Annotated in this window: 23 protein-coding genes; 11 read left to right on the plus strand and 12 right to left on the minus strand. The window is 73.3% G+C overall.

The features are described from left to right. Positions 1 to 11 precede the first annotated feature (11 nt). Positions 12 to 653, plus strand: coding sequence for a nucleotidyltransferase family protein (locus BJ999_RS14695; protein ID WP_179833824.1), 642 nt, complete (start codon positions 12 to 14; stop codon positions 651 to 653). Here BJ999_RS14695 and BJ999_RS14700 read toward each other — a convergent pair. The 5 genes from BJ999_RS14700 to BJ999_RS14720 all read right to left on the minus strand — a co-directional run bounded on the left by BJ999_RS14700 (position 583) and on the right by BJ999_RS14720 (position 6,657). After that, positions 583 to 1,806, minus strand: a complete 1,224-nt coding sequence (locus BJ999_RS14700) for a DUF6986 family protein (protein WP_179833825.1) — start codon at positions 1,804 to 1,806, stop codon at positions 583 to 585. The genes BJ999_RS14695 and BJ999_RS14700 overlap by 71 nt on opposite strands. Before the next feature lie 49 nt (positions 1,807 to 1,855). Beyond that, a complete protein-coding gene (locus BJ999_RS14705) occupies positions 1,856 to 2,779 on the minus strand; it encodes an aldose 1-epimerase family protein (protein WP_179833826.1) in 924 nt (307 codons plus the stop codon). A 67-nt stretch (positions 2,780 to 2,846) separates the two neighbouring features. Continuing rightward, positions 2,847 to 4,274 carry a YlbE family protein gene (locus BJ999_RS14710; protein WP_179833827.1) on the minus strand — a complete coding sequence of 476 codons (1,428 nt, stop codon included), beginning with the start codon at positions 4,272 to 4,274 and terminating at the stop codon, positions 2,847 to 2,849. Then, positions 4,271 to 5,740 carry an FdrA family protein gene (locus BJ999_RS14715; protein ID WP_179833828.1) on the minus strand — a complete coding sequence of 490 codons (1,470 nt, stop codon included), beginning with the start codon at positions 5,738 to 5,740 and terminating at the stop codon, positions 4,271 to 4,273. The genes BJ999_RS14710 and BJ999_RS14715 overlap by 4 nt, the downstream gene beginning before the upstream one ends. After that, on the minus strand, positions 5,737 to 6,657 hold the full coding sequence (locus tag BJ999_RS14720) for an oxamate carbamoyltransferase subunit AllH family protein (protein ID WP_229809905.1): 921 nt from the start codon (positions 6,655 to 6,657) through the stop codon (positions 5,737 to 5,739). The genes BJ999_RS14715 and BJ999_RS14720 overlap by 4 nt, the downstream gene beginning before the upstream one ends. 212 nt (positions 6,658 to 6,869) lie before the next feature. On the opposite strand from BJ999_RS14720, the gene BJ999_RS14725 reads away from it, so the two are divergent. From BJ999_RS14725 to cutA, 5 genes are all read left to right on the plus strand, one after another. Further along, complete coding sequence (locus tag BJ999_RS14725; RefSeq protein WP_179833830.1) at positions 6,870 to 8,633, plus strand: PucR family transcriptional regulator; 1,764 nt, start codon at positions 6,870 to 6,872, stop codon at positions 8,631 to 8,633. Between the two features lie 210 nt (positions 8,634 to 8,843). Continuing rightward, a complete protein-coding gene (locus BJ999_RS14730) occupies positions 8,844 to 10,322 on the plus strand; it encodes a uracil-xanthine permease family protein (protein WP_179833831.1) in 1,479 nt (492 codons plus the stop codon). 12 nt (positions 10,323 to 10,334) lie between these two features. Continuing rightward, complete coding sequence (locus BJ999_RS43520; protein WP_179833832.1) at positions 10,335 to 11,198, plus strand: FAD binding domain-containing protein; 864 nt, start codon at positions 10,335 to 10,337, stop codon at positions 11,196 to 11,198. Next, positions 11,198 to 11,773, plus strand: coding sequence for a (2Fe-2S)-binding protein (locus tag BJ999_RS14740; RefSeq protein ID WP_179833833.1), 576 nt, complete (start codon positions 11,198 to 11,200; stop codon positions 11,771 to 11,773). The genes BJ999_RS43520 and BJ999_RS14740 overlap by 1 nt, the downstream gene beginning before the upstream one ends. Further along, positions 11,774 to 14,188 carry an aerobic carbon-monoxide dehydrogenase large subunit gene (gene cutA, locus BJ999_RS14745; RefSeq protein WP_179833834.1) on the plus strand — a complete coding sequence of 805 codons (2,415 nt, stop codon included), beginning with the start codon at positions 11,774 to 11,776 and terminating at the stop codon, positions 14,186 to 14,188. It begins immediately after the preceding gene. Between the two features lie 150 nt (positions 14,189 to 14,338). On the opposite strand, the gene BJ999_RS14750 is transcribed toward cutA, so the two are convergent. Then, positions 14,339 to 15,184 carry a polysaccharide deacetylase family protein gene (locus BJ999_RS14750; protein ID WP_179833835.1) on the minus strand — a complete coding sequence of 282 codons (846 nt, stop codon included), beginning with the start codon at positions 15,182 to 15,184 and terminating at the stop codon, positions 14,339 to 14,341. Positions 15,185 to 15,421: 237 nt separating this feature from the next. On the opposite strand from BJ999_RS14750, the gene BJ999_RS14755 reads away from it, so the two are divergent. Further along, on the plus strand, positions 15,422 to 16,060 hold the full coding sequence (locus BJ999_RS14755; protein ID WP_179833836.1) for an SRPBCC family protein: 639 nt from the start codon (positions 15,422 to 15,424) through the stop codon (positions 16,058 to 16,060). Between the two features lie 72 nt (positions 16,061 to 16,132). Here BJ999_RS14755 and BJ999_RS14760 read toward each other — a convergent pair whose 3' ends face one another. Beyond that, positions 16,133 to 16,507, minus strand: a complete 375-nt coding sequence (locus tag BJ999_RS14760; RefSeq protein ID WP_179833837.1) for an FKBP-type peptidyl-prolyl cis-trans isomerase — start codon at positions 16,505 to 16,507, stop codon at positions 16,133 to 16,135. 142 nt (positions 16,508 to 16,649) lie between these two features. On the opposite strand from BJ999_RS14760, the gene BJ999_RS14765 reads away from it, so the two are divergent. Together BJ999_RS14765 and BJ999_RS14770 are read left to right on the plus strand one after the other, a co-directional pair. Continuing rightward, positions 16,650 to 18,689, plus strand: coding sequence for a hydantoinase/oxoprolinase family protein (locus BJ999_RS14765; RefSeq protein ID WP_179833838.1), 2,040 nt, complete (start codon positions 16,650 to 16,652; stop codon positions 18,687 to 18,689). Further along, positions 18,686 to 20,542, plus strand: a complete 1,857-nt coding sequence (locus BJ999_RS14770; RefSeq protein ID WP_179833839.1) for a hydantoinase B/oxoprolinase family protein — start codon at positions 18,686 to 18,688, stop codon at positions 20,540 to 20,542. The genes BJ999_RS14765 and BJ999_RS14770 overlap by 4 nt, the downstream gene beginning before the upstream one ends. A 7-nt stretch (positions 20,543 to 20,549) precedes the next feature. On the opposite strand, the gene BJ999_RS14775 is transcribed toward BJ999_RS14770, so the two are convergent. The 3 genes from BJ999_RS14775 to BJ999_RS14785 form a co-directional block, all read right to left on the minus strand. Continuing rightward, on the minus strand, positions 20,550 to 20,909 hold the full coding sequence (locus tag BJ999_RS14775) for a hypothetical protein (RefSeq protein ID WP_179833840.1): 360 nt from the start codon (positions 20,907 to 20,909) through the stop codon (positions 20,550 to 20,552). Beyond that, positions 20,906 to 21,649: a tetratricopeptide repeat protein gene (locus tag BJ999_RS43525; RefSeq protein ID WP_179833841.1), complete on the minus strand. Its 744-nt coding sequence runs from the start codon at positions 21,647 to 21,649 to the stop codon at positions 20,906 to 20,908. The genes BJ999_RS14775 and BJ999_RS43525 overlap by 4 nt, the downstream gene beginning before the upstream one ends. 80 nt (positions 21,650 to 21,729) lie before the next feature. Next, positions 21,730 to 22,119 (minus strand): ATP-binding protein, encoded by a 390-nt coding sequence (locus BJ999_RS14785; protein ID WP_179833842.1) that lies wholly within the window; start codon positions 22,117 to 22,119, stop codon positions 21,730 to 21,732. A gap of 137 nt (positions 22,120 to 22,256) precedes the next feature. Here BJ999_RS14785 and BJ999_RS14790 point away from each other — a divergent pair, with 137 nt between their 5' ends. Both BJ999_RS14790 and BJ999_RS14795 read left to right on the plus strand, forming a co-directional pair. Then, positions 22,257 to 23,072, plus strand: a complete 816-nt coding sequence (locus BJ999_RS14790; protein ID WP_179833843.1) for a helix-turn-helix domain-containing protein — start codon at positions 22,257 to 22,259, stop codon at positions 23,070 to 23,072. Continuing rightward, positions 23,069 to 23,263 (plus strand): DUF397 domain-containing protein, encoded by a 195-nt coding sequence (locus BJ999_RS14795; protein ID WP_179833844.1) that lies wholly within the window; start codon positions 23,069 to 23,071, stop codon positions 23,261 to 23,263. Before BJ999_RS14790 ends, BJ999_RS14795 begins: the two co-directional genes overlap by 4 nt. A gap of 22 nt (positions 23,264 to 23,285) precedes the next feature. Here BJ999_RS14795 and BJ999_RS43530 read toward each other — a convergent pair whose 3' ends face one another. Continuing rightward, positions 23,286 to 23,720 (minus strand): VOC family protein, encoded by a 435-nt coding sequence (locus tag BJ999_RS43530; RefSeq protein WP_179833845.1) that lies wholly within the window; start codon positions 23,718 to 23,720, stop codon positions 23,286 to 23,288. Positions 23,721 to 23,785: 65 nt separating this feature from the next. Beyond that, the gene (locus BJ999_RS43535; RefSeq protein WP_179833846.1) at positions 23,786 to 24,661 is read right to left on the minus strand and encodes a hypothetical protein; all 876 of its coding nucleotides are present in this window, start codon (positions 24,659 to 24,661) and stop codon (positions 23,786 to 23,788) included. Between the last annotated feature and the right edge of the window lie 208 nt (positions 24,662 to 24,869).

Here is a 24,869-nt window from a genome sequence, read left to right on the forward strand (position 1 = left end):
ACCCTCGCGGGATGACGTTGCGCAGTGAGGAGTCACCGGCCGGCCTGTTGCTCGCGGCGGGGGAGGGCCGCCGCCTCGGCCGCCCGAAGGCGACGGTCGAGCTGGACGGCGAGCGGCTCGTCGACCGGGGCGTCCGCACGCTGCGGGACGGGGGATGCTCCCCGGTCCTGGTGGTGGCGGGCGCCGCGCAGATCGAGGTCATCGGCGCCGTCGTCGTCCCCAACCCCGACTGGCGCGACGGCATGGGCTCGTCCCTGCGCGCCGGGCTCGCCGCACTGCCGCCCGGCTGCCCCGCCGTGGTCGTCGCGCTGGTCGACCAGCCCCTGGTGACGCCCGCCGCCGTCGAACGGCTGATCGCCGCGTTCGCGGAGGGCGCCGGCATCGCGGTCGCCACCTACGGGGGAGCGCCGCGCAACCCCGTCCTGCTGGGCGCCGGGCATCTCGCGGGCGTCGCCGAGGCGGCGGTCGGCGACCAGGGGGCGCGCGGCTACCTGCGCGCCCGTCCGGAGCTGGTGACGCCCGTCCCGTGCGACGACGTCGCCGCACCCGACGACATCGACACGCCGGAAGACCTGGCCGCGCTCAACCGCCCGCGGGCAGGACGCTCTCGTCCAGCGCCCCGCAGTCGACCGCACGGCGCAGCCGGGCGGTGAGCGCCTTGATGGTGGCGGGCTCGTCCAGGACGCCGCTCGCCTGCCCCGCCGCCTGCTCGTGCCAGGCGCGGACCCGTCCGATCACGTCGTCGACACCGCTCAGATGGAAGGCGTACACCGCCGCGTACCGGCTCGGCAGGTGCGCGGGATGCAGGTCCCAGCCCTGGTAGAAGCCGTGCGCCAGCGAGTGCCGGACGTGCGCGGCGTGCGCGGCCCACGCGGCGTTGACCTCGTCGGGCCCGTCGTTGCGGGGGATGATGTTGGTGGAGCCGTCCGACAGCCGCACCCCGGTGCCCGCGAGCGACACCTGCATGATGTGCCGGGCGAAGTCGCAGGCGGGGTGGTCGAGCCGCTGCTCGTGCGGCGGCAGGCCGAGCGCGGCGGTGTAGTCGAACACGCCGAAGTGGGCGGCGGTGATGCGGCCCTGCGCCTCGGTGACGAAGGACTGGAGCCCGATCCGGTCCTCCTCGTTGTCCATCAGCGCCTGCGGCGTCTCGATCTGGATCTCGAACCGCAGGATGCCCTGCGGCAGCCCGAGCGAGGTCTCCAGCCGGTCCAGGAACTCCACGAACAGCTTGACGTGATCGATCGAGGTCGCCTTGGGGAAGGTGATGGTGAACCCGCCGGGCAGCCGGCCGAGCCGGTCGCGCAGCGCGGTGAGGAAGCCGTCCAGCGTCCGCATCGCGCGCTCGTGGCCGCCGTCGGTGAACGACTTGACCCGCAGCCCCCAGTAGTGCGGCAGGCCCTTCACCTGGTACGCGGCGGCGACCGCCTCGACGACCTGCTCGACGTGGGCGTCCTCCTCCTGGTCGTCGCGCACCCCGTAGCCGTCCTCGAAGTCGATCCGGACGTCCTCCACCGGCTCGGCGGCCAGTTTCGCCGCGACGCGCTCCCGCACCGGCCCGGCGAGCTCCGGATCGAGCCCGAACGCCGCGCCGAACGACCCGGCGCCCGGCGTGTGCGTGTTCAGCAGCCGCAGCGCCTCGGCGCCGAAGTCGGCGGGCGTCGAGCGGGAGAACCGGTCCGCCGGGACGTAGACCGTGTGGACCGGTTGGCGGCCTTCCGCGCCGCCGGGGAAGCGCTCGCCGTGGACGTCGCGGACGGTGGCGATGCGCGCGGACAGATCGTCGTACGAGGAGACGCTGAGGTTCACCCTGCAATGATCCCCCAACCGCCACCGGCTAGGGAACCGTCCCGGGTGATCAGGACGCCTGGATCCCCCAGGTTCCGCTGAACACCGCGCCCGGTTCGAGGTCCACGACGCCCTCCCCGGACGCGAAGGCGTTGGGCGGGCACGTCATGGGCTCGACGCCGAGCCCCGTGCGCGGTCGCGCGGCGTTGTCGGCGGTGTAGATCTCCATCCACGGGTGCGCCTCGTCGGCCCAGAGCCGGACCGTGCGGCCGCCGGACAGGGTCACCCAGGTGCGGCCGCGGCCGTCGCGGTTGAGCCCGGTGAACGCGTTGTCGATCCGCCGGTCGCCGAACACGGGCCCGGTGCGCAGGTCGTACGGGGTGCCGGTGACGTCCAGGGACGGCCCGGACGGGATCATCCGGTCGTCCACCGGAAGGTAGCGGTCGGCGCCCAGCGTGACCGTGCAGCCGTCGATGGGTTCGCCGACCGTCAGGTACGGGTGCGCCCCGTGGCCGTAGGGGGCCGTCCTCGTTCCGGCGTTGCGCGCGGTCATCCGCACGCGCAGTCCCGCACCGGCGTCGAGGGTGTACTCGGCCTCCAGGTCGAGGCGGAACGGGTACCCGGCCGTGCCGAGCAGCCGGTGCGTGAGCCGCACGCGGTCGGGCTCGTGCTCGGCGGCCGTCCACGACGCCCAGCGGACGAGCCCGTGGATCGCGCAGTCCCGGTCGGGCTCGGACACGTCGAGCCGGTGCGCCTCGCCGCCGTACTCGTAGCGGCCGCGGTCGATGCGGTTCGGCCACGGGACCAGCAGGTGCCCCAACGCGGCGGGGGCCGGCTCGTCGGCGCCGTGCGTCAGCACCAGCGGGCGCCCCCGGTGGCTCAGCTCGCGCAGGCTCGCGCCCGACTCGGTGACGACGGCCTGGTAGTGCCCCGCGCTCAGGGCGTACTGCTCGCCCGTCAGGGCGGACTGCTCCCTGGTGATCGACTCGCTCATGCGGGCGACGTTACCCCCGCCGCGACCGCTACACCTCACCCGCGACGGCCGCGCCCCGCCGCGACCGCTACGCGGTCTCCGCGAGGGCGTGCAGGGCGTCGGTGAACACGTTCGCCGGCGGCTCGACCAGGCCCGCGCCGACCTGGCCCGTGCCGGCCTCCCGCCCGGCGATGCCGGTGTCGATGACGGGCAGGATCCCGGTGCGGACGACGCGGGCGACGTCCACGCCCACGGGGGTGCCGCGGAACGACAGCAGCGGGATCTGCAGCACCGGGTGCTCGGCGAGGGTGATCTCGTACATGCGCTGGGTCGCGGCGACCGCGTCCGGGACCTCGCCGCCCACGAACCGGACGATCGCGGGCGCGGCGGCGAGCGCGAACCCGCCCATCCCGGCCGTCTCGGTGATCGCCGAGTCGCCGATGTCGGGGTTGGCGTCGTCCGGGCCGTAGCCGCCGAGGTAGAGGCCGTCCGGGACGCCGGCGGGGCCGGTGAACCAGCGGTCGCCCGTCCCCGAGACCTGGATGCCGAAGTCGGTGCCGTTGCGGGCCATCGCCACGACGAGGCTGGAACCCGGCACGCCGCGGGCCGCGTCCGCGCACGCCTTCGCCGCCGCCATCCCCGCGTTCAGGAAGAAATGGTCGTTCCCCGCGGCGAACCGCAGCGCCTCGGCGGCCCTCGCGCGGGGCACCTCCTCGGCCGCCGCGAGCGCGGGCGCGAGCTCGCGCAGCAGCAGCGACGTCGCCGCCCGGTTGCGGTTGTGCAGCTCGTCGCCCATCTGCAGGGCCTGCGCGATGAGCGCCATCAGGTCGATCGGCCCGTGCCGCCGCACGGCCTCCCGCAGCGCCGGGCCGAGCACCTCGCCCATCCACGCCAGCCGCTCGATCACCTCCGGCCCGTAGGCCCCGTACCGCAGCACCTTCCCGAGGCCCTCGTTGAGCGAGCAGTAGGAGGTCCCGCCGTGCTCGGCGTCCTCGACCACGAGCATCCACATGGACGGGCTGACGACGCCCGCCATCGGGCCGACCGCGGCGTGGTGGTGGCACGGCTCGAACACCGCGGAGCCGCGCTCCAGCCGGCGCTCGGCGCCGCGCGGCGTCTCGGCGAGCCCTTCGAGGAGCATCGCGCCGACGAGGGCGCCGCGCATCGGGCCGGACGCGCGGTCCCACTCCAGCGGCGGGCCCGCGTGCAGGAACGTCCCCGGCTCCAGGCCGAGCACGTCGCGCGCGGGGCGCACGTCCACCAGGTGCGGGCGCGCCGTCACCATCCTCCGGACGGCGCGCGCGTTGGCCTCGGCGTGGCCGGGGTCGCCGAGGACCGCCGCCAGCGCGGACTCCGTCCCGGCGGGCGGCGGCCGCCAGTCGACGGCCTCCACCGGGACGGCCTGGTCGGCGAGCGCGCTCGCGAGCACCTCCACCCCGGTCGCGACGACGCTCGGCTCACGGGAGAGCAGCCCGCCCAGCCGGTGCCCGCGGTGCGTGTCCCGGTGGTCGCTCATCGGGGCGTCCCTTCGACGATCGACCCGTCCACCAGAGTGAGGGCGTGCCGGGTCGCCTGCGCGTTGGAGGCGAACACGTCGGCGCCCGCCTCGCACAGCGCGACGGCCTGCCGGTCGCGGTCCTGCGGGTCGGCCGGCGTCCCGCACAGCGACACCACGACGGCGAGGCCGGGACGGTCCCGCAGCGCGGCGGCGATCGCCGGGGCGAGCGCGGCGGCCGGATCGGGCTCGGCGCCGTACCCGAGCACCACGTCCAGGAGCAGGACGCCGCAGCCGTCGTCGGCGGCCTCGGCGCGCAGGGCCTCCAGGCGCAGCGTCGGGTCGATCATCGGGTGCGCGCGGCCTCGCGTGTAGGCGTCGTCGCCGAAGTCGGTGAACCGGTGCCCGCGCGCCTCCAGCTCCCAGCCGAGCGCGTCCCGCGCGATCATCTCGGCCTCGTCGCGCAGCGTCCCGCCCGCGAACAGGCCGCGCAGCGCCCGTCCGGACGCGGACGCGGCACCGCGGGGCGAGGTCCAGCGCGGCCATGCCGGGACGGGCCGGCCGAGCGCCCTCAGCGCCTTCTCCGCCGCCCGCGTCAGGTCGTCCTCGCCGGGCAGCGGCAGCGCGAACACCACGGGGGTGTCCAGGCGCCGCGCCGCCTCCCGGATCAGGTCCAGCACCTGCGGCGCGGGCGGCTTGGACACCAGCACGATCAGCTCGGTGGCCGGGTCGGCGTCCAGCGCGGCCAGCGCCGCCAGCGCCGACCGCCCGCTCACCTCGGGCGACAGGTCCCGGCCGCCGACGCCGAGCACGTGGCTGACACCGGCGCCCGCCGCGTCCAGCAGGCACATCAGCTGCTGCGCACCCGTCCCGGACGCCGCGACGACGCCCACCGGGCCGGGCCGCACCGCGTTGGCGAACCCCAGGCCGGCGCCGCCGATCACGGCCGTCCCGCAGTCCGGTCCCATCACGATCAGCCCGCGCCGCGCCGCCGCCTCCTTCAGCGTGATCTCCTGCGCGACCGGCACGTTGTCGCTGAAGATCATCACGTTGAGGCCGGCGTCCAGGGCGTCCATCGCCTCGGGGAAGACGTGCGGCCCCGGCACCGACAGCAGCGCCACGGTCGCGTCGCCGCGGGCCGCCGCGGACCCGGTCGTCCTGGCCGGTGCCGGCGCCCCCAGCACCCCCGCCTGCGCGGGCGGGCGGGACGCCTCGCGCAGCAGCCCGTCCACCGCCTTCCTGGCCTCTTCCAACCCGGCTTCGTCCGGTCCTTCGCCTTCGACCCGGATCGCCACGACGAGGTCGTCGGGCCCGGCCTCGTCCGGCACGGCGAAGCCCATGCGGCCGAACATCTCGCGGTTCAGCCCGGTGCCCATCGCGACCATGGCGCCGGCGACGTCCGGCCGCTCCGACAGCTGCCGGCTCACCCGCATCAGCGTGACCGAATCGTGGTAGCCCCCCCGCCGCACCTCGACCCAGTCCCTCATACGCGCACTCCGAGAGCGGCGCGGCACCCGGCGAGGACGCCGTGCGCCAGGTCCGTGCCCGACGTGTGGCCCACCGCCAGCAGACGCCGGACGGCGGCCTGCGGCGGCTCGTGGCCCGCGACGCCGCGCAGGACGGCGGCCACCTCGGCGCCCGCCTGGCCCGCCGCCGCGCAGTGCAGCAGCGTCGCGGACAGCGCGGTCGTGCGGGTGCCCGCGTCGGCGGTGACGGCCGCGCCGAGCCAGTCGGCCAGCCGCACCGCCCCGCCGTGCCGGACGGCGCCCCCGACCAGCCGCAGCGCGACCAGCAGGCCGCAAAGGATGTCGTCGCCGGTCGGCGTCAGCCCGGGGCCGAGGCCCACGATCCGCTCGGCCGCCTCCACCGCGCCCGCGAGGTCGCCGGCGGCGCAGGCGGCGGCGAGCGCGTCCGGGTCGGGATGCCCGGCGAGGCCGCCGCCCGACGGCCCGGCGGCGGTGAGCGCGCCCGCCGCCGTCAGCTCGGCCTCCAGGGCGCGCACGCCCCGGGCGAGCGCGTCCGGCCGCAGCCCGCCGAGCGCGGGCGAGGGGTCCCACCAGCGGCGCACGCGCACGGTGAGGCCCTCCGCCTCGATCCGGCCGTCGCCGACGAACGCGTCCGCGCCCTCGCGGACGGACCGGAACGGGTGCTCGCGGCGGGTGGCGACGACCACCATCGCGTTCGGCAGGCGTCCCGCGTCGGAGGTGACGACGGCGAGCACGCGCGGCTCGGGGCCTCCCCGCATCTCCAGGTACAGCGCGGCCGGGAACACCGCGATGACGCGGGCCGGGCGGCGCGGCGGGTCGAGCAGCGGCCGCAGCGTGAGGCTCGCGGCGCCGGCGGCGGGGGGCCGTCCCGTGGGACGGGCCGGGAGCCGGATCGGGTCGCGGACGAGTGCGGTCACGGATCCTCCCGAGGCCGGTGTCGGCGGCCGCACGGCGTGCGGGCGGCCCGGCCTCCGGCATGACGGTAGAACGGGCCCGGCATCGGACGTATGGATAATTCTGCCAAGGATGGTTGTCATCGTTCGTCTTTGTTGTCAGTGTTGATCAGGAATCGGTAGCGATCACGCCGTTACGGGCGATGTACGCACCAAAAGGCGAGGTGACCCCTGGCATGAGTTACACCACTGCGGACCCGGGCCCACCGGCCCTCAGGCTCGCGAGTACCGGAACACTGACCTACGGCCTTTCGGTCGGTGAGGTCCTCGGCGTCAGCACCCTGAACGGCGCCCGCCTCATCGCCGGACGAGCCGGACTCGAACGCGTCGTCCAGCGGCTGAACGTGATGGAGGTCCCCGACATCCTGTCGTGGGTCAAACCGAACGAACTGCTGCTGACCACCGGCTACCCCCTCCGCAACACCCCCCAGTCGCTCGACAACCTGGTGTCCGACCTGGACGAGCGCGGCCTGGCCGCGCTGGCCATCAAGCTCGGCCGCTACCTGGACTCGCTGCCCGCCGAGATGATCGCGCAGGCGGACCGGCGCGGCTTCCCCCTGATCCTGCTCCCGAACGACGTCGGCTTCGACGACATCCTGAACCAGGTGCTGACCGACATCCTGAACCGGCAGGCGGCCGTCCTCGCCCGCACCGAGGAGGTGCACCGGGCGCTCGTGCAGATCGTGCTGTGCGGCGGCGGCCTCCAGGAGGTCGTGGACGAGGTCGCGACGCTGCTGGACGTGGCGGTCGTGGTGCTGGACGGCGAGCAGCGGGCGCTCGCGGGCGCCGGTCCCGACGAGCACGTCCAGGCGATGCGGGCCTTCGACGCGGGCCGGCACGCGGCGTGCGGCCGCGGCGGCTGCGGCATCATCGGCGCGCACGGCACCGGCGACCACCTGGTCGTGCCCGTGATGGCGGGCGGCTTCGACCACGGCCGGATCGTCGCGTTCAGCCCCGGCGGCACCCTGCGCGGCACCGACCTCGGCATCCTGGAGCGCGCCGCGACCGTCGCCGCGCTCGTGGTGACCAAGCAGCAGGCCGTCGCGGCCGTGGAGAGCAAGTACCGCGCCGACTTCCTGCGCGACATCCTCGCGGGGCGCGCGGGCGGCGACGACCGGATCATCGCGCACTGCGGCGGGTTCGGCTGGGACCTGGACCGCCCGATGATGGTGGTCGTCGCCGAACTGGACGGGCGCCCGCGCGGAGCCGTCGCCCAGGAGGCCGAAGGGAAGGGCCGCGGCAGGGCGGCCGAGCCCGACGGCGGCCCGCGCGGCGTCCGCGGCGCCGAGGAACGGGCCGCGCAGGAGCGGCTCGCCGCCGCGTGGACGACGGCCGTCCGGCGGCACGACCGGGGCGCGGCCGTCGCGAGCTTCGCCCACGAGGTCGTGGCGATCGTCGGCGCCGAGGGCGACGACCCCGCCGAGTGGACGGCGGGCCCGGTCCAGGCGATGGTCAAGGAGGCTTCGTCGATCTTCGCCGAGCACCTGCCGGTGCGGCGGACGTTCTCCACCGGCATCAGCCGGACGGTGGCGTCGCCGGCCGCGCTGCCCGAGGCCTACGAGCAGGCGGTGAAGGCCGTGCGGGTCGGGCGCCAGCTCAACGGCGCGGGCGCGCGGGCGCACTTCGACCAGCTCGGCGTGTACCGGCTGCTGAGCCTCGTCTCCGACCCCGAGGAACTGCACGCGTTCGTCCGCGAGACGCTGGGCGACCTCGCCACCGACGACGAGCCGGAGCTGGTGGACCTGCGCCGCACCCTCCAGGTGCTGCTGGAGACGAACCTCAACGTCGCCGAGACGGCGCGCCGGCTGCACTTCCACTACAACACGCTGCGGTACCGCATAGGGAAGCTGGAAAGGATGCTCGGAGCGTTCACCGAGGACGCCCATCTGCGACTCAACCTCACCCTCGCCCTTCACGTCCTGCGCATGCGGGGTATCTGAGGGTAGCGCCGCCGTCCCGGTCGTCCCGGGACGCCGCACCGGAGCGCCCGGCGGGTCGTCCCCGACCGGCCCGCCGGCGCACCGGCCGGTCCTCCCAATCCTGGGCGCGGGGTTTGGCAGATGTCGCCGATGCCCGCCCAACAGGGTAGATCTACCTTGCCCGCATGACAGGCCCGCGGGAACGCGGCCGGCTGAGCAGGAGGACCCCCGATGGTGATCGGCTGGAAGCTGCACGGGGACGGGCGGACGCCGCCGCCCGGGGAGGTCGTGCGGCCGGACGAGCGGCTCTCGTGGCCGCGGACCGCGGGTATCGGCGCCCAGCACGTGGTCGCGATGTTCGGGGCGACCTTCGTGTTCCCGGTCGTGATGGGCCTGGACCCCAACCTGGCGATCATGATGTCCGGGATCGCGACGATCCTGTTCCTGCTGATCGTGGGCGGCCGGGTGCCGAGCTACCTCGGGACGAGCGCCTCGTTCGTCGGCGCGGTCGCGGCGATCCGCGCGGCGGGCGGCGACAGCGCCACCGTCACCGGGGCGATCTTCGTCGCGGGCCTGGTGCTCGCGGTGGTCGGCGTGCTCATCCACGTCGTGGGCGGCGAGGTCATCCACAAGGTGTTCCCCCCGGTGGTCACCGGCGCCGTGGTGATGCTGATCGGGTTCAACCTGGCCCCGGTCGTCGCCACCGTGTACTGGCCGCAGGACCAGTGGGTGGCGCTGGCCACGCTGGCGTTCGCGGTGCTCTGCGCGGTGCTGCTGCGGGGGTTCTGGGCGCGGATCACGATCCTGCTGGCGCTGGTCTTCGGCTTCGTCCTCTCGTGGCTCCTCGACGCCACCGCAGGCAAGATCACCTCCGTGCTGCCGGGCCAGAACCTGCTGGACGGCGCGGGCAAGCCGTGCGCGGCCGAGGGCCCCTACTGCATCGCCACCGCGTTCCCGCACGAGCGGGTGAACTTCACGAGCGTCAAGGCCGCCGACTGGTTCGGGTTCCCCGACCTGCACGCCCCGGACTTCAAGACCTCGGCGATCCTGCTGGCGCTGCCCGCCGTCATCGCGCTGATCGCGGAGAACACCGGGCACGTCAAGGCCGTCGCGGCGATGACGCACGACGACCTGGACCCGGTCCTCGGCCGGGCCATCGCCGCGGACGGCGTCGGCACCGCCCTCGCCACCGCCGTGGGCGGCTCGCCGACCACCACCTACGCCGAGAACATCGGCGTCATGGCCGCGACCCGCATCTACTCGACGGCCGCCTATCTCGTCGCCGCCATCGTGGCGATCCTGTTCGGTCTGTGCCCGAAGTTCGGGGCCCTCGTCGCCTCGACCCCGGGCGGCGTCCTCGGCGGCATCACCGTCGTCCTCTACGGGATGATCGGGCTGCTCGGCGCGAAGATCTGGATCGAGAACCGGGTCGACTTCGCCGACCCGGTCAACCTCGTCCCGGTGGCGGCCGCGATCATTCTGGCGATCGGGAACGTGACACTCCAGATCACCGACGACTTCCCGCTCCAGGGCATCGCGCTCGGTACCATCGCCGTCCTGGTCGGTTACCACGTCCTGAACGTGCTGCGCCGGCCGGAGGACACCGGCGGCGGCGTCATCGCCCCGGCGGAGGAGGAGATCGGCGGTCCCGTCCGGCACTCCGGGCACGAGCCGCCCGAAACGGGTACACCGAGGAACGATGCGAGCTGACGGAGCGGCGCGGTGAAACCACCTCCGTTCGGGTACCACGCGCCGGGCACGCTCGGCGAGGCCCTGGACGCGCTGGCGGCCGCGCCCGGCGGAAAGGTCCTCGCGGGCGGGCAGAGCCTCATCCCGCTGCTGAACATGCGGCTCGCCGCGCCGTCCGACCTCGTCGACATCAACCGCGTCGCGGAGCTGGACACGCTGCACGTCGGCGACCAGGGCGTGCGGATCGGCGCGCTCGCCCGGCACGCGCGGGTGGAGCGCTCGGCGGAGGCGGCGGCCGTGCAGCCGCTGCTCGGCCGGGCGCTCCGGCACGTCGCGCACCCGGTGATCCGCAACCGGGGCACGGTCGTCGGCAGCCTCGCGCACGCCGACCCCGCCGCCGAGATGCCCGCGGTACTGGCCGTCCTCGGCGGGACGGTCGAGGCGGCGTCGGCGCGGGCCCGCCGCACCATCCCGGCCGCCGCGTTCTTCCGCGGGCCGCTGGAGTCGGCGCTGGAGCCCGGTGAGCTGGCCGTCTCGGCGTTCTTCCCGGCCGCGCCGCCCCGCACCGGCACCGCGTTCGCCGAGACGGCGCGGCGGCACGGCGACTACGCGCTCAGCGGCGTCGCCGCCGTCGTCGGCCTCGACGAGGACCTGCGGGTCGCCTCCGCGCGGGCGGGGTTCCTCGGCATCGCGCCGACGCCGCTCGTCCTCGACCTGACCGGCGCCGCCGGGCCCCGCGGCGACTGGGCGGCGGCGGCCGCGCACGTCCGGGAGCGGATCGACCCCGAACCCGACATCCACGCGGGCGCCGACTACCGGCGCCACCTGACCGGCGTGCTGGCCGAGCGCGCCCTGAACGCGGCCGCGGCCGAGGCGCTGCGGAGGGCGGAGGACTGATGGCCGAGAGCTTCGAGGTCGCGCTGACCGTCAACGGGACGCCCCGCACGGCCCGCGTCCCCGCGCGGCGGCTGCTGTCGGACCTGCTCCGGCACGACCTCGGGCTCACCGGCACGCACGTCGGCTGCGAGCACGGCGTCTGCGGCTGCTGCACCGTCCTGCTGGACGGGGACCCGGTGCGGTCGTGCCTGATGTTCGCCGTCACCGCCGCGGGCCACGAGGTCACGACCGTCGAGGGGCTCGCCGAACCGGACGGGACGCCGTCGCCGGTGCAGCGCGCGTTCCGCGAGTGCCACGGGCTGCAGTGCGGGTTCTGCACGCCCGGCTTCCTCTGCACCGTCACCGCGCTGCTGCGGGAGACGCCGCGCCCGACGGAGGACCAGGTCCTGGAGGGGATCTCGGGGAACCTGTGCCGCTGCACCGGCTACCAGAACATCGTCAAGTCGGTGCACCGCGCCGCCGACCTGCTCAGCGGGTCCGGGGGGTCCGGGGGGTCGTCCCCCCGCAATGAACTGAGCGGGTCCGGGGGGTGCGGGGGGTCGGCCCGCCGCAATGAGACAGCTGAGGAGTCGTGAATGGGCACCCGGGTCTTCGGTGAACCGGTCGAGCGGCGCGAGGACGACAGGCTCCTCACCGGGCGCGGCCGCTACCTCGACGACCTCGGGCGGGACGCGCTCGCGGCGGCGTTCGTGCGCTCCCCGCACGCGCACGCCCGGATCGCCGACATCGACGTGTCGGAGGCGCTCGACGTGGACGGGCTGGTCGCCGTCTACACCTGGGAGGACCTGCCCGGGAAGGTCGGGGAGCCGCTGCCGCTGCTCATCCCGCACCCCGCGCTGACCCACGGCCGCACCGGGTACCCGCTCGCCCGCGACATCGTCCGGCACGTCGGCGAGCCCGTCGCGATGGTCGTGGCCCGCGACCGCTACCTGGCCGAGGACGCCGTCGAGCGCATCCGCGTGGAGTACGAGCCGCTGCCCCCCGTCGTCGGCATCGAGACGGCCGAGCGCGCCGAGCACCTGGTCCACGACGACGTGCCCGGCAACGTGGGCGCCGTCCTGGTCCAGGAGAACGGCGACGCCGCCGCCGCGATCGACGCCGCGCCGCACGTGCTGGAGTTCCGGCTCTCCATCGAGCGCAGCGCGTCCATGCCGCTGGAGGGCCGCGGCGTCTACGCGCGGTGGGACGCCGACGACGGGTCGCTGCGCGTGTACTCCTCCACGCAGACGTCCACCAGCGTGCGGGCGGCGATCGCGGCGCGGCTCGGGCTGCCGGGCGGCAAGGTCGAGGTGATCGCCCCGGACGTCGGCGGCGGCTTCGGCGTGAAGATCGTCCACCCGTGGCCGGAGGAGGTCCTCGTGCCGTGGGCGGCGCGGCTGCTGGACCGCGAGATCAAGTGGACGGAGGACCGCCGCGAGCACTTCGTCTCCGCCGCGCACGAGCGCGGGCAGCTGCAGGACGTGCGCGTCGGCTTCGACGATGAGGGCCGCGTCCTCGGCCTGGACGTGCGGATCCTGCACGACCACGGCGCCTACACCCCGTACGGGATCATCATCCCGATCGTCACCTCCACCCAGCTCCTCGGCCCCTACAAGATCGGCGCCTACCGGGCGGAGGTCGTCAGCCTCTACACCACCACCCTCATCGTCACCCCCTACAGGGGCGCGGGCCGCCCGCAGGGGGTGTTCTGCATGGAGCGGACGATGGACCGCATCGCGCGCCACCTCGGCCTCGACCGCGCCGACGTGCGCGCCGCCAACGTCATCCAGCCCGACGAGTTCCCCTACGACCAGGGCCTGACGTTCCAGGACGGCCGCCCGCTGATCTACGACTCGGGGGACTACCCCGAGCTGCTCCGCAAGGCCCGCGAGCTGATCGGCTGGGACGGCTTCGAGGCCGAGCGCGCCGCCGCCGCGTCCCGCGGGCGCCGCCTCGGCATCGGCCTCGGCGTCTACGTGGAGGGCACGGGCGTCGGCCCCTACGAGGGCGGGCACGTCGAGATCGACACCGCGGGGCGGGTGCACGTGTCGACCGGGCTCACCTCGCAGGGCCAGGGCCACGAGACCGTGTTCGCGCAGATCGCCGCCGCCGAGCTGGGCGTCCCCATCGAGGACGTGCACGTCACGACGGGCGACACCCGGCGGTTCGGGTACGCGGTCGGCACGTTCGCGTCCCGCGCGGCCGTGATGAGCGGCAACGCGATCGCGCTGGCGTGCCGGAAGGTCCGCGGCAAGGCGCTGCGCATCGCGGGGGAGGCCCTGGAGGCCGACCCGGAGGATCTGGAGATCACCGACGGGGTCGTGCACGTGCGCGGCGACCGGTCGGCGGCCGTCCCGCTGCGGACGGTGGCGGTGCTGTCCAACCCGCTGCGGTACGCGTTCGACGAGGAGGCCGCGGCGGCGACGCAGTTCGCGGTGGGGCGGCCGGTCACCGAGCCGCCCGTCGCGGCCGGGGACGAGCCCGGCCTGGAGGGCCGCGACTACTACTCGCCGGTGCGCTCGACGTTCGCCTCCGGCGCGCACGCGGCGATCGTGGAGGTCGACCCGGACACGGCCGAGGTCGCGATCCTTCGGTACGCGGTGGTGCACGACTGCGGGCGGCTCATCAACCCGATGGTGGTGGAGGGCCAGATCCACGGCGGCGTCGCGCAGGGCATCGGCGGCGCGCTGTACGAGCGGATGGTGTACGACGAGTCGGGGCAGCTGCTCAACGCCTCGTTCATGGACTTCCTGATGCCGTACGCGACGGAGGTCCCGCGCATCGAGACCGACCACCTGGAGACGCCGTCGCCGCTGAACCCGCTCGGCATCAAGGGGGCGGGGGAGGCGGGCGTCATCCCGGTGTCGGCGGTGATCGCGTCGGCGGTCGAGGACGCGGAGGGGATCCGGGTGGACGCGATGCCGCTGTCCCCGGACGACCTGTACACGCTCCGGCTGCGCGCCGCGGACGACCCGTCGCTGCGCGTCCGCGAAGGCGCCGACGTCACCTGAGGCCGGGCCGGTTCCCCGGGGGCGGTCCTGTTCGAGGCTGGCGGGGCCGGCTCGGGAAAGCAGGGGACCTCGACCCCGCCAGCGTGTTGACCTTAGGCACAGACCGCCCGGGCCTCCGGCCCAACCGGGTTTCCTCCGGGAAGGTCGCTTTCAGGCGTGGGACGGCTGGTCAGGGGCATTTCCGCCGAGCGACCGCGGCAGGTAGTTCTGCACGGCGGCGGGCCGGAAGCCGGCCTGCCGGATCCAGCCGAGGATCATCTGGAACTCCTGGGCGAGCCCCTTGCGGTAGTGCATGAGGATGATGTCGCCGGGCTTGAACCCCTTGCCGCCGTCGGCGCGCGCGAAGCCGTTGTAGCCGACGCCGGGCCCGGAGGTGCCGTTGTAGAACTCCGCCGACCACAGCAGCACCGACTTGATGCCGCACTCCTTGGCGACCTGCAGGGTGGTCTGGTTGTAGCTCCCGAACGGAGGACGGAAGACCTGCGGCCGGTGCCCGTACTGCTTCTGGATGGCGTCCGATGAGTCGCAGATCTGCTTCTTCTGCGCCTCGGCGCTCAGCGTCGCCATGTTGGGGTGCGTGACGGTGTGGTTCTCCATCTGCGAGCCCGCGTTGCGCATGGCCCAGAAGTACTGTCCCTGCCCCTTGATGTAGGTGGAGGTCAGAAACGTCAGGATGGGGACCTTCTCCTTGCGGACGAGGTTCACGAACTCCGAGTCGTAGGTGTAGCCGTCGTCGATGGTCAGGAAGACGACGCGCTCCCGCGTCTCGATCTGCTTGACGACGGGCGGCAGGCCGTCGGCGGCGGGCCGCGGCATCGTCCAGGACCCGGGCTCGGGCGTCGCCCACCGCTGGTCGTCGAGCACGGAGGCGAGCTGCGTCCGCATGGACGGGCCGGACTCGCCGCCGAGCCCGGCGGTCACGACGGGCCAGCCGCCCGCGGCCACGCCGAACACTCCGGCGGCGACCATGGCGATCACGGGCGTCTTCCCTGGCATCGGCCGCGTACTCCGTTCGCTCGGGGGGTGCAGTTCTCAGGGGCGGGCGGTTCTCCGCGTGCTGAGGGTCCGCATCGGTTGACGCGCGAGCGGCGATCGGGGTTCGCGCCCGCGCACAACCTGGCGGACATATCTGACCATTCCCAGAGCCCCCGGGAGCGCATCTGCCCAATCCTCGGCGTGTACTCGGCAGATGTTGCCGTTCGGGGAGGCGGCGGGGTTCTCTAAAGTCGGGTCATGCAGCTCACCGGCAGTGCCAGCGTCGCCGCACCGCTCGACCGCGTCTGGGACGCGCTCCAGGACCCGGCCGTGCTGGCGAGGACGATCCCCGGATGCCGATCCCTGGAGGAGACGGGGGACGGCACCTACCGCATGACGGTCACCGCGGGCGTCGCGTCGATCCAGGGCACCTACGTGGGGCAGGTCGAGCTGGCCGACCCCGACCCGCCGCGCTCGTTCGTGCTGCGCGCCCGCGGCCAGGGCGCGCCCGGCACGGTGGACGCCACGGTGCGCGTCCGGCTGTCGGACGGCGACGGCACGACGCGGATCGACTACGACGCGGACGCGGTCGTCGGCGGGATGGTCGGCGGCGTCGGGCAGCGGATGCTCGGCAGCGTCGCCAAGCGCACCGCGGGCGAGTTCTTCACCGCCGTCGAACGCGACCTCACGGCGCCCGCCCCGGCCCCGGCCCGCGCCCCGGCCCCGGAAGCGGCGCCCGCGGCCCCGGCCGCCGCCGGGGCCGTGTACCCGGGACGCGCCGCGGCCGCGGCGCCGCCCCCGGCCTGGCTCCCGATGGCCGTCGCGTTCGGAACCGGCGGCGCGGTCGCCCTCGCAGGCGTCGCGGTCGGCTACCTCGTCGGCCGCCGCGGCCGCTGACACGCAAGCCCGGAAACGGCGACGGCGGGCGCCCCGGGCGCTTTCGCCCAGGGCACCCGCCGTTCGGGGCGGCTAGCTGACGCCCACCAGGTCGACGACGAAGATGAGCGTCTCGCCGGGCTTGATGGCGGGGCTCGGGCTGCGGTCGCCGTAGGCCAGGTGCGGCGGGATGACGAGCTTGCGGCGGCCGCCGACCTTCATCCCGGCGATGCCCATGTCCCAGCCCTTGATGACGCGGCCGGAACCGAGCTCGAAGTCCAGCGTGCCGCCGCGGTTCCAGGACGCGTCGAACTCTTCGCCGGTCGACCACGACACGCCGACGTAGTGCATCGACACCTGCGAGCCCTTGACGGCCTCCGGGCCGTCGCCCTCGGTGATGTCGGTGATGTCGAGGTAGGCGGGCGGCTGGCCCTCGGGGAAGTCGATCTCGGGGCGTTCAAGCGCCATGAACGGGCTCCAGCGTCTCGTCAGATGTGAGGACAGAACAGAGCTGCTCAGCCTATCCGCACGCGGGTCACGAAAGAACGAGGCTCCCGTTGGCAGATTGCGACGGTTTCGCAGGTGGCCGGCGTCCGGTAGACCTCTGTTCATGGTGAGGCGGCTGCGGATCGGCATCGACACGGGCGGGACGTTCACCGACGTCGTCGCGCTGGACGGGGACGGGACCCTCGTCACCACCAAGACGCCCTCGACGCCCGCCGACCCGGCCGAGGGGTTCGCCGACGGCGTCGCCAAGATCCTCCGGCTGACCGGCGCGGGACCGCGGGACGTCGCGGCGCTGTCGCACGGCACGACGGTCGCGACGAACCGGCTCCTGGAGGACCGGATCGACGACCTCGGATTCGTCACCACCGAGGGCTTCGCGTCGATCCTGGAGATCGCCAGGCAGAGCGTCCCGGACGGCTACGGCAACAGCTACTTCTGGGTGAAGCCGCCGCGGATCGTCCCCGCGCACCGGGTGCGGGCGGTCGGCGGGCGGCTCGACCACACCGGCGCCGAGCTGCGCCCGTTCGACGAGGAGTCGGCGGTCGCGGCGGCCCGCTGGTTCCGCGACCAGGGCGTTCTCGCGATCGGGGTGTGCTTCCTGCACTCCTACGCCGACCCGTCCCACGAGCTGGCGATGCGGGACGTGCTGGCCCGCGAGCATCCGGACGCTGTCGTGTCCCTGTCGTGCGAGGTGCTGCGCGAGTACCGCGAGTACGAGCGGTCGGTGACGACGCTTGTCGACGCCGCGGTCAAGCCCGCGATGAACGGCTACCTCGCGCGGATCGCCGAGCGCGTCGCGTCCCGGCTGCTGGTGATGAAGAGCAACGGCGGCGTCCTGTCAGCGGACGAGGTGGCGCGGCAGCCGATCACGACCGTGCTGTCCGGCCCGGCGGCCGGGGCGCTCGGCGCGGCGTTCGTGGTCGCGCGCAGCGGGCACGGCTCGGTGGTGACGCTGGACGGCGGCGGGACGTCCACCGACGTCGCGGTCGTCCTGGACGGCGAGCCCACCCTCACCACCGAGGGGTCCATCGGCCGCCACCCCGTCAAGATCCCGATGATCGACATCGTCACCGTCGGCGCGGGCGGCGGGTCGGTCGCGTGGCGCTCGCCGGAGGGCGCGCTGAAGGTCGGGCCGCGCAGCGCCGGCGCCGACCCCGGGCCGCTGTGCTACGGGCGCGGCGGCGCCGAGGCCACGGTGACCGACGCGCACGCCGTCCTCGGCCGCATCCCTCCGCATCTGCTGGGCGGCGAGGTGCCCCTGGACGTGGACGCCGCCCGCCGGGGCCTGGAGGCCCTCGCCGGGGACCTCGGCCTGCCGGTCGAGCGGGCCGCCGCCGGGATTCTGGAGATCTCCGCGTGGAACCAGGCCAACGCCATCCGGCAGATCACCGTGAAGCGCGGCCTGGACGTGCGCGACTATCCGCTCGTCGCGTTCGGCGGCTCCGGGCCCCTGCTGGCGTGCCGGCTGCTCGACGTCCTCGCCCTGCCCGCCGCCGTCGTCCCGGAGAACCCCGGCAACCTGTCGGCGTTCGGGCTGCTCACGGTGGACGTGAAGAACGACTACGTCCGGACCCGCGTCGTCCGCGACGCCGAGCTCGACCCCGCGCTCCTCGCCGGCGTCTACGCCGACCTCGAAGCCGAGGCCGCCGAGGCCCTGGCCCGCGAGGGGTTCCCCGAGGACCGCCGCCGCTTCGCCCGCTCCGCCGACCTGCGCTACTACGGCCAGGCGTTCGAGGTGCGGGTCGCCGCCCCCGCCGGGCCGCCGGACCAGGGGCTGCGCGCCGAGGTCGTCCGCCGCTTCCACGACGCGCACGAGGCCCTCTACGGCTACTGCTACCGGGACGACCCGCGCCATCCGGTTGAATGGGTCAACCTGCGGGTCTCCGGCATCGGACCCATCGAACGGCCGCGGCCGACCGAGCGTCCGCCCGGGGACGGCGACCCGTCGCGGGCCCGCACCGGAACGCGGACCGTCTACTTCGACGCGTGGGAGGAGGCGGCCGTCTACCGGCGCGAGAAACTCGCGCCCGGGGACACCGTCGAGGGCCCGGCCGTCATCGAGGAGTTCGGCTCGACGCTCCCGCTGCACCCCGGCTTCACGGCGACCCTGGACGGCCACGGCAACCTGGTGGTGACCCGATGACCGGCCCCACGCCCGGCCCGGCGACCGACCCGATCCTGCTGGAGATCGTCGAGGGGACGCTGGCGTCGGTGGAGCGCGAGGTCGAGACGGCCATCGCCCGCACCGCCCGCTCGCCGATGATCCGCGACGCGCACGACTTCCGCGCCGGGATCCACGACCGCCGCCTGCGCAAGCTGACCGGACGGTCCTATTCGGCGCTCGTCCAGCCGGTCGCCCGCGACTTCCCGCCGGACGAGATGCGGCCCGGCGACGTGTTCTTCCACAACGACGTCTACCTGTCCGAAGGCGGCATCGGGCACCTGCCCGACCTGTGCGTGACGGTCCCGGTGTTCCACGAGGACGAGGTGGTCGCGTTCGTCCAGGCGTTCGGCCACCACGACGACATCGGCGGCGCCGTCCCCGGATCGATGCCGAGCCACGCCCGCAGCGCGTTCGAGGAGGGCCTGATGGTCCCCCCGATCAAGTTGTGGGACCGGGGCGTGCCGAACCGCGCGGCGCTGACCATCATGACCCGCAACTCGCGGATGCCCGACTCGCTCGCCGGCGACCTGGACGCCGAGTGCTCGGCGTGCCTGATGGGCGCCCGCCGCCTCGGCGAGCTGTTCGCCCGCTACGGCCGCGCCGACGTCGAGGCCTGCTTCGACGCGATCATCGACCGGACCACCGAGACGTTCCGCCGCGAACTGCTCGCCAAGATCCCGGACGGGACGTTCGTGTGGGAGGACTACGCCGAGCACGACGGCGTGGACCCGCCCCGCCTGCACGCCCAGCGCATCACGCTGACGGTCGACAAGGCCGCCGCCGTCCCGCTCGTCATCGACTTCACCGGGACGTCCCCGCAGGCCAAGGGGCCCATCAACCACGCCGGCGACTACTCGGGCGGGGTCTTCCTGAAGAAGTGGCTGGCGCCCGTCCTGCGCAACCTCGCCGACACCCCCGAGCGGGCCGCCGAACTCGACGTCAACGAGGGCGTGGTGCCGCTCATCGAGATGCGGTTCCCGGAGAAGGGCACCCTGCTCACGCCCGTGTTCCCCGCCCCGACGAACGCCCGCACGTTCGTCATCCTGCGGCTGCTCGGCGTCCTCGCGGGCGTGCTGGCCAAGGCGACGGGCGGCCGGATGCCCGCCGACCAGGAGACGATCCGCTACACGGGCGTCTACGGCGAGGACGACCGCGGCCCCTACCTGATGCGGGAGGTGCTCGGCGGCGGCTCCGGCGGCCGCTACTACGCCGACGGCGAGGACACCATCCACGTCGTGCCCGACTCCCGCAACATCCCCGCCGAGTTCGCCGAGGCCCGCTGGCCGTTCGTCGTCGAACGCCTCGGCCTCGCCGTCGACTCGGGCGGGCCGGGGGAGCACCGCGGCGGCCTCGGCTACGACAAGCACATCCGGATGCTCCGCGACGCCCGCTACATGTCGATCGCCGACCGCTCCATCCTGTCGTGCTGGGGCGTCAACGGCGGCCGCGCGGGACGTCCGTTCCGCGTCGACATCGACGGCGAGGAGATGGACGGCCTCGTCGACGACCGGCCCGTCCGCGCCGGGCAGGTCATCCGCATCCGCACGACCGGCGGGGGCGGCTGGGGCGACCCGCTGAACCGCGACCCGTCCCGCGTGGCCGCCGACGTCCGCGACGGCAAGGTCTCCCCGACCGGCGCCCGCGACGACTACGGCGTCGTCCTCACCGAGGACGCGCCGGCCGGCCGTTCCGTGGACGCCGAGGCGACCGAGATCCTCCGCGCACGCCTCCGCGCCGAACGCGGCCCCGTCCCGTTCTTCGACCGAGGCCCCGGCTTCCCCGGACTCTCCGGCGGCGCGACCTCCGCCGACGTCGACGCCCTCGACCCCTGAGAGGGCCCTACCGCCTGGGTTCGCGCCCGGCGGCGAGCTCGGCGAAGACGTGGTCGGGGTCGTGCTGCATCCAGTACCGGAACATGAGCGAGACCCTGCCCCCGTCGTCGCCGAACGAACTGATCGGCCCGGACGCGTCCACGAGGAAGCGCGGCTCGTCCCACTGCTGCGCCACGACCGCCAGTGGACGGTCGGCCACGAGAATCCACGTCGCCCGGCCCCCGGCGATCAAAGCGAGGAAGCGCCGTTCCAGGAGGCCCGCGACCACATCGCCCAGGGACGTCTCGGGAGGCACGTCGAACCGCCGGGCGTGGGGCAGGACGTCGTCGCCCGCGGCCACGCTGCCGCGGTCCACCTCGACGATCAACGCTCGACCGCCGACCGGGCCCGCCAGGCCCGCGCCGCATCCGGGCGGCCCGTCTCCTCCATCAGGGCGGCCAGCCGCTCCATGGCGCCCGGGTGCCCCTTCCCGGCCGCGGCGGTGAGCCACACCTCGGCGTCCCGGACCTCGCCCGCCTCCATCTTCAGGCGCCCGAGATTGGCCATCCCGTCGGCGTTGCCCGCGTCGGCGGCCCGCCCGAACCAGTGCTCGGCGTCCTCCAGGTTCCCGTGCAGGACGTACTGGATCGCCAGATTGTTCATCGCGATGTCGACACCGGCGCTGGCCGCACGCCGGTACCAGTCCATCGCCTCTTCACGGCGCCCCGTACGCCCGAGCAGGGCGCCCAGGTCGTTCATCGCCAGCGCGTGGCCCGCCTCGGAGGCCCTGCGGTACCACCGCTCGGCCTCGTCCTGGCCCGGCGCGGACCGCCCCAGCTCGTACATGGCCCACAGGTCGCCGGTACGGGCGGCGCGCTCAAGCCAGCTCCGGGCGTCGCCGACGCGGCGCTCCTCCCAAGCGAGCCACACCATGCACTTGACCGCGGCGAGATCCCCGCCTTCGGCGGCCGGACGGAAGCAGTCCTCGGCCTCCGCGACCATCCCGAACCCGGCCAGCCGCGCACACCACAAGGACGCGGCGTCCGCGTCGTCCTCGGCCGCCGCGTGCCGCAACGCGATCCTCGCCGCGGGACCGATCCCCCGGGCGAGCTTCTCGTCAACGCTCACGCCCCCACGCTACTGAGGAAGACCGCTCCCTCCCACCGCTTCGCGGACCTCCATCGCGCTCATGAGGCACGGGCGAGGGCCTACGGGATGATCCGGGCCCAGACCCACTTGCCGCCGCCTGGATCGCGCGTCGCCCCGCACGCTGCGGACAGGACCTGGACGATGTGCAGCCCCCAACCGCCGTTGTCGTCGAACGCCTCCTCGGACAGGTCGAGATCATCGAGGGTGGGTTCGACCTTCGGCTCGGCGTGCGGAAGGTCGGGCGCGCCGTCCCACACGGCGATGATGACCCCGTGCACGTCCCGGCTGACCTGGAGCCGCAACTCCGCCCCCGGCGTCCGCTGCGCCGCGTTGGTGACGAGCTCCGAGACGATGAGCAACGCGTCGTCAAGAACGTGCGAATAACCCCATTTATGAAAACGCGCCCCCGCAAGCGTCCGCGCCATCCCCACCGCCGCCGCGGACCCCATCAAGGGAATGATCACTTCTCCGGCCGCCGTCGCCATGGATGCCTCGCCCTCGCCTGAGCTTTGAACTTCCTGGGACAAGAATGACTGTCTCGCTCTACTGTTTTGTGTTAGCGAACCCATACAAAACAGGAGTCTCGATGACCGTCGTCCGCGACCCTCTTGAGCCGAAGATCTCCCTGTGGCACTTCCTGGCCTTCTACCTGCGGTTTCTGCGCGAGCGGGAGGGAATGTCGCTCGCTCAGTGCGGCAAGATCATCGATGTTGCGCGCTCGACTGTTTCGAATATCGAGGCGGGGCGACAACGGCCTCAGGAGGACCAGCTTGCGAGATTGGATGAACGGTATGGCACTGGAAGGCTATTGCAACTCTTGCTGTGGTATGCCCGAAATACCCACGATCCTCACTGGGGACGTCAGCTAGTTCCATACGAGGAGCAGGCGACTGCGTTCAGGGCCTACCACGGAAAGTCGATTCCCAGACCGTTTCAAACCGAGGACTACATGCGTGCCCTGGCCATGGCAGGCGCCCCCAGTGATGCCGACGACACCGTCGCCAGGCGTCTGGCTCGTCAACAGGTCTTGCTCGACCGGGAGAAGCCGCCGTTCTTCTACTTGATCCTGGAAGAGGAGGTGCTTCGCACCTCCGTCGGAGGTCCCCAGGTTATGAAGGCTCAGCTCGCACACCTTCGAGGGATGATGGACCTGCCCCAGGTCATTGTTCGCTTCGTTCAACCTGTGGCAGGTGCTCACGAAGGGTTCGACGGTCCCTTCCAGATCATCAGTCTGGAGCGCCGGGATATCGCGTTCGCGGGCGCCCAGTACGGCGGGCGGCTGATCGAAGCCCCAGGCGAGGTACGGGATCTTTGGGCTAGGTTCGACCGTATCGGTGCGAAGGCCCTTTCGGAGGATGCCTCGCGCGCCCTGGTCGAGCGGTACTTGGAGCAGGTCACATGAACGTCCAATGGCGGAAGAGCACTCGTAGCAGCGGTGTCAACGATGAAGACTGCGTTGAGTTGAGGCGTCTTGCGTCAGGGGCCGGGGTCGGCGTGCGTGATTCCAAGGATCCGGATGGTGGTCACCTCGCGCTGAGCGTGGTGCAGTTCGCGGGGCTGGTCGAGCAGATCAAGGGGCGCCCGGAGCGGTGACGGTGGCTGGGCGGTGGGGCGGTCAGTTCGGTCGAGCGCCCGGGTGCCGGGTGCCGGGTTCGGCGAGCTCGATGATGTTGCCGAGGTTGTCGCTGATGAACGCGATGCGCTGACCGAGCTCCTCGATCGTCATGGGGCCGCCGAGCAGGCGCACGCCCAGGTCGCGCAGTTCGGTGACGACCGCGTCGAGGTCCGTGACGGCGAGGCAGAAGTGGTGCAGGCGCGCCGGGGCCATGCTCGACAGGATGTCCTCGATCGGCTCCTGGCGGACGGAGGCGACCGCCATCAATTCGATCTTGACGTCGCCGTGGACGAGGAAGACGAACGTCATTCCGGGGGAGTCGAACCGTCGGTCGACGGTGAAGCCGAGCGTCCGGGAGTACCAGGCGATGGTGGCGTCGAGGTCCTCTGGGGTGAGGTTGATGCCGACGTGATCATGGGAGAAGGAGAGGCTCACGTGGTCAACTTCGCCGATGACCGGGCCCGCCGCAAGAGACGGATCAGCGGTAGGAACACGGGTACCTAGAACGCTCGCCGGTGGTCCTCCAGCATGACGTCGAGGCGTTCGCGGAGCAGAGGGCGGTCGATTTCGTCGTACGCGCGGGCCCACAAGGGGTGGAGGTCCGGGAGGCGCTGTGTGTCCTCGTGGTAGGCGGCGGTGAGTCCCAGGAGAGCGCTCGCCGGGTAGCCCGCGTCGAGCATTCGGGAGGCGTCGGCCAGGATGCTGTCCGTCTCCCCTGTGAAGCAGGGGTACTCGTCGCCGAATGCGTCGTCCGGTGCGAGAACGCCGACGCCGATGCCGGACGGATCGGGTTCGTGGCGCCAGCCGGCCGGCGGCGCGAGATCGAGTGGGACCTCCACGTCGCCGCCCTCAGGGTTGACCCCGTATTCCGGAGTGGGCCGGATGCCGAGCTCGGCCGACAGGCGTGCGACCTGGGCGCGGCGGCGCTCTCCTCCGATGCGCAGGGCGAGGGAGAGCAGGAAGGTGAGGCCGTCCAGGGTGTTCCGGCCGATGACGCCCAGCTCCTTGCGGCCGAAGGAGGCCACGGGATGATCGGTGCGCCCGAGTTCCGGTGCGGGGACCACCCATCCGACGCAGGTGCCGGTGCCGAGGTCCGCGAAGGGCAGGAGTTCCGGCACGGACATGAACGGAACGTGGTGCCGGCGGGCCGCCTCCCCCGCGTAGCAGTACTCCCAGCCCTGGGGTGCGAGGGGCACCTCGCACAGGTCGAAGGGCAGGGCAAAGCTGGTCTGTACGCGTGAAGCGTCGTACAAGCCCTCCTCGTACAGGTCCGTCGTGAGAAACCCCTCCTCCCAGGCGATGTCGACCACCTTGGCGAGTGCGGGCGGGGTGGGGAACGGGAACAGGTCGTCGGTCCAGCGTGGTCGTGTCGTCACGGACGGAGAGTGTCGCAGCCGCCTGTGACAGCCCGTGTGCCAGCCGGAGGAGCGTACGGCCGAGGCCCCTTGAGGCGACGGAACGATGAAGGCTGCGCGGGAACGCGGGCGCAGAAATGTCGCTTTGCTCTCAGCTTGTATGGATTTGGCATGAAACGTGGATCCGGGGGGACTGATCCCGGCCGAGCAGCGATCGCTTTCGTGCTTT

The organism is Actinomadura citrea (genome assembly GCF_013409045.1).
In the GTDB taxonomy this organism is placed as follows: Bacteria; Actinomycetota; Actinomycetes; order Streptosporangiales; family Streptosporangiaceae; genus Spirillospora; species Spirillospora citrea.

Excerpts from the sequence above, each read along its gene's own strand:
- BJ999_RS14695 (WP_179833824.1), top strand. The coding sequence starts at position 12 with ATGACGTTGCGCAGTGAGGAGTCACCGGCCGGCCTGTTGCTCGCGGCG.
- BJ999_RS14705 (WP_179833826.1), bottom strand. The coding sequence starts at position 2,779 with ATGAGCGAGTCGATCACCAGGGAGCAGTCCGCCCTGACGGGCGAGCAG.
- BJ999_RS14710 (WP_179833827.1), bottom strand. The coding sequence starts at position 4,274 with ATGAGCGACCACCGGGACACGCACCGCGGGCACCGGCTGGGCGGGCTG.
- BJ999_RS14715 (WP_179833828.1), bottom strand. The coding sequence starts at position 5,740 with ATGAGGGACTGGGTCGAGGTGCGGCGGGGGGGCTACCACGATTCGGTC.
- BJ999_RS14725 (WP_179833830.1), top strand. The coding sequence starts at position 6,870 with ATGAGTTACACCACTGCGGACCCGGGCCCACCGGCCCTCAGGCTCGCG.
- BJ999_RS14730 (WP_179833831.1), top strand. The coding sequence starts at position 8,844 with ATGGTGATCGGCTGGAAGCTGCACGGGGACGGGCGGACGCCGCCGCCC.
- BJ999_RS14740 (WP_179833833.1), top strand. The coding sequence starts at position 11,198 with ATGGCCGAGAGCTTCGAGGTCGCGCTGACCGTCAACGGGACGCCCCGC.
- cutA (WP_179833834.1), top strand. The coding sequence starts at position 11,774 with ATGGGCACCCGGGTCTTCGGTGAACCGGTCGAGCGGCGCGAGGACGAC.
- BJ999_RS14750 (WP_179833835.1), bottom strand. The coding sequence starts at position 15,184 with ATGCCAGGGAAGACGCCCGTGATCGCCATGGTCGCCGCCGGAGTGTTC.
- BJ999_RS14755 (WP_179833836.1), top strand. The coding sequence starts at position 15,422 with ATGCAGCTCACCGGCAGTGCCAGCGTCGCCGCACCGCTCGACCGCGTC.
- BJ999_RS14760 (WP_179833837.1), bottom strand. The coding sequence starts at position 16,507 with ATGGCGCTTGAACGCCCCGAGATCGACTTCCCCGAGGGCCAGCCGCCC.
- BJ999_RS14765 (WP_179833838.1), top strand. The coding sequence starts at position 16,650 with ATGGTGAGGCGGCTGCGGATCGGCATCGACACGGGCGGGACGTTCACC.
- BJ999_RS14770 (WP_179833839.1), top strand. The coding sequence starts at position 18,686 with ATGACCGGCCCCACGCCCGGCCCGGCGACCGACCCGATCCTGCTGGAG.
- BJ999_RS14785 (WP_179833842.1), bottom strand. The coding sequence starts at position 22,119 with ATGGGGTCCGCGGCGGCGGTGGGGATGGCGCGGACGCTTGCGGGGGCG.
- BJ999_RS14790 (WP_179833843.1), top strand. The coding sequence starts at position 22,257 with ATGACCGTCGTCCGCGACCCTCTTGAGCCGAAGATCTCCCTGTGGCAC.
- BJ999_RS14795 (WP_179833844.1), top strand. The coding sequence starts at position 23,069 with ATGAACGTCCAATGGCGGAAGAGCACTCGTAGCAGCGGTGTCAACGAT.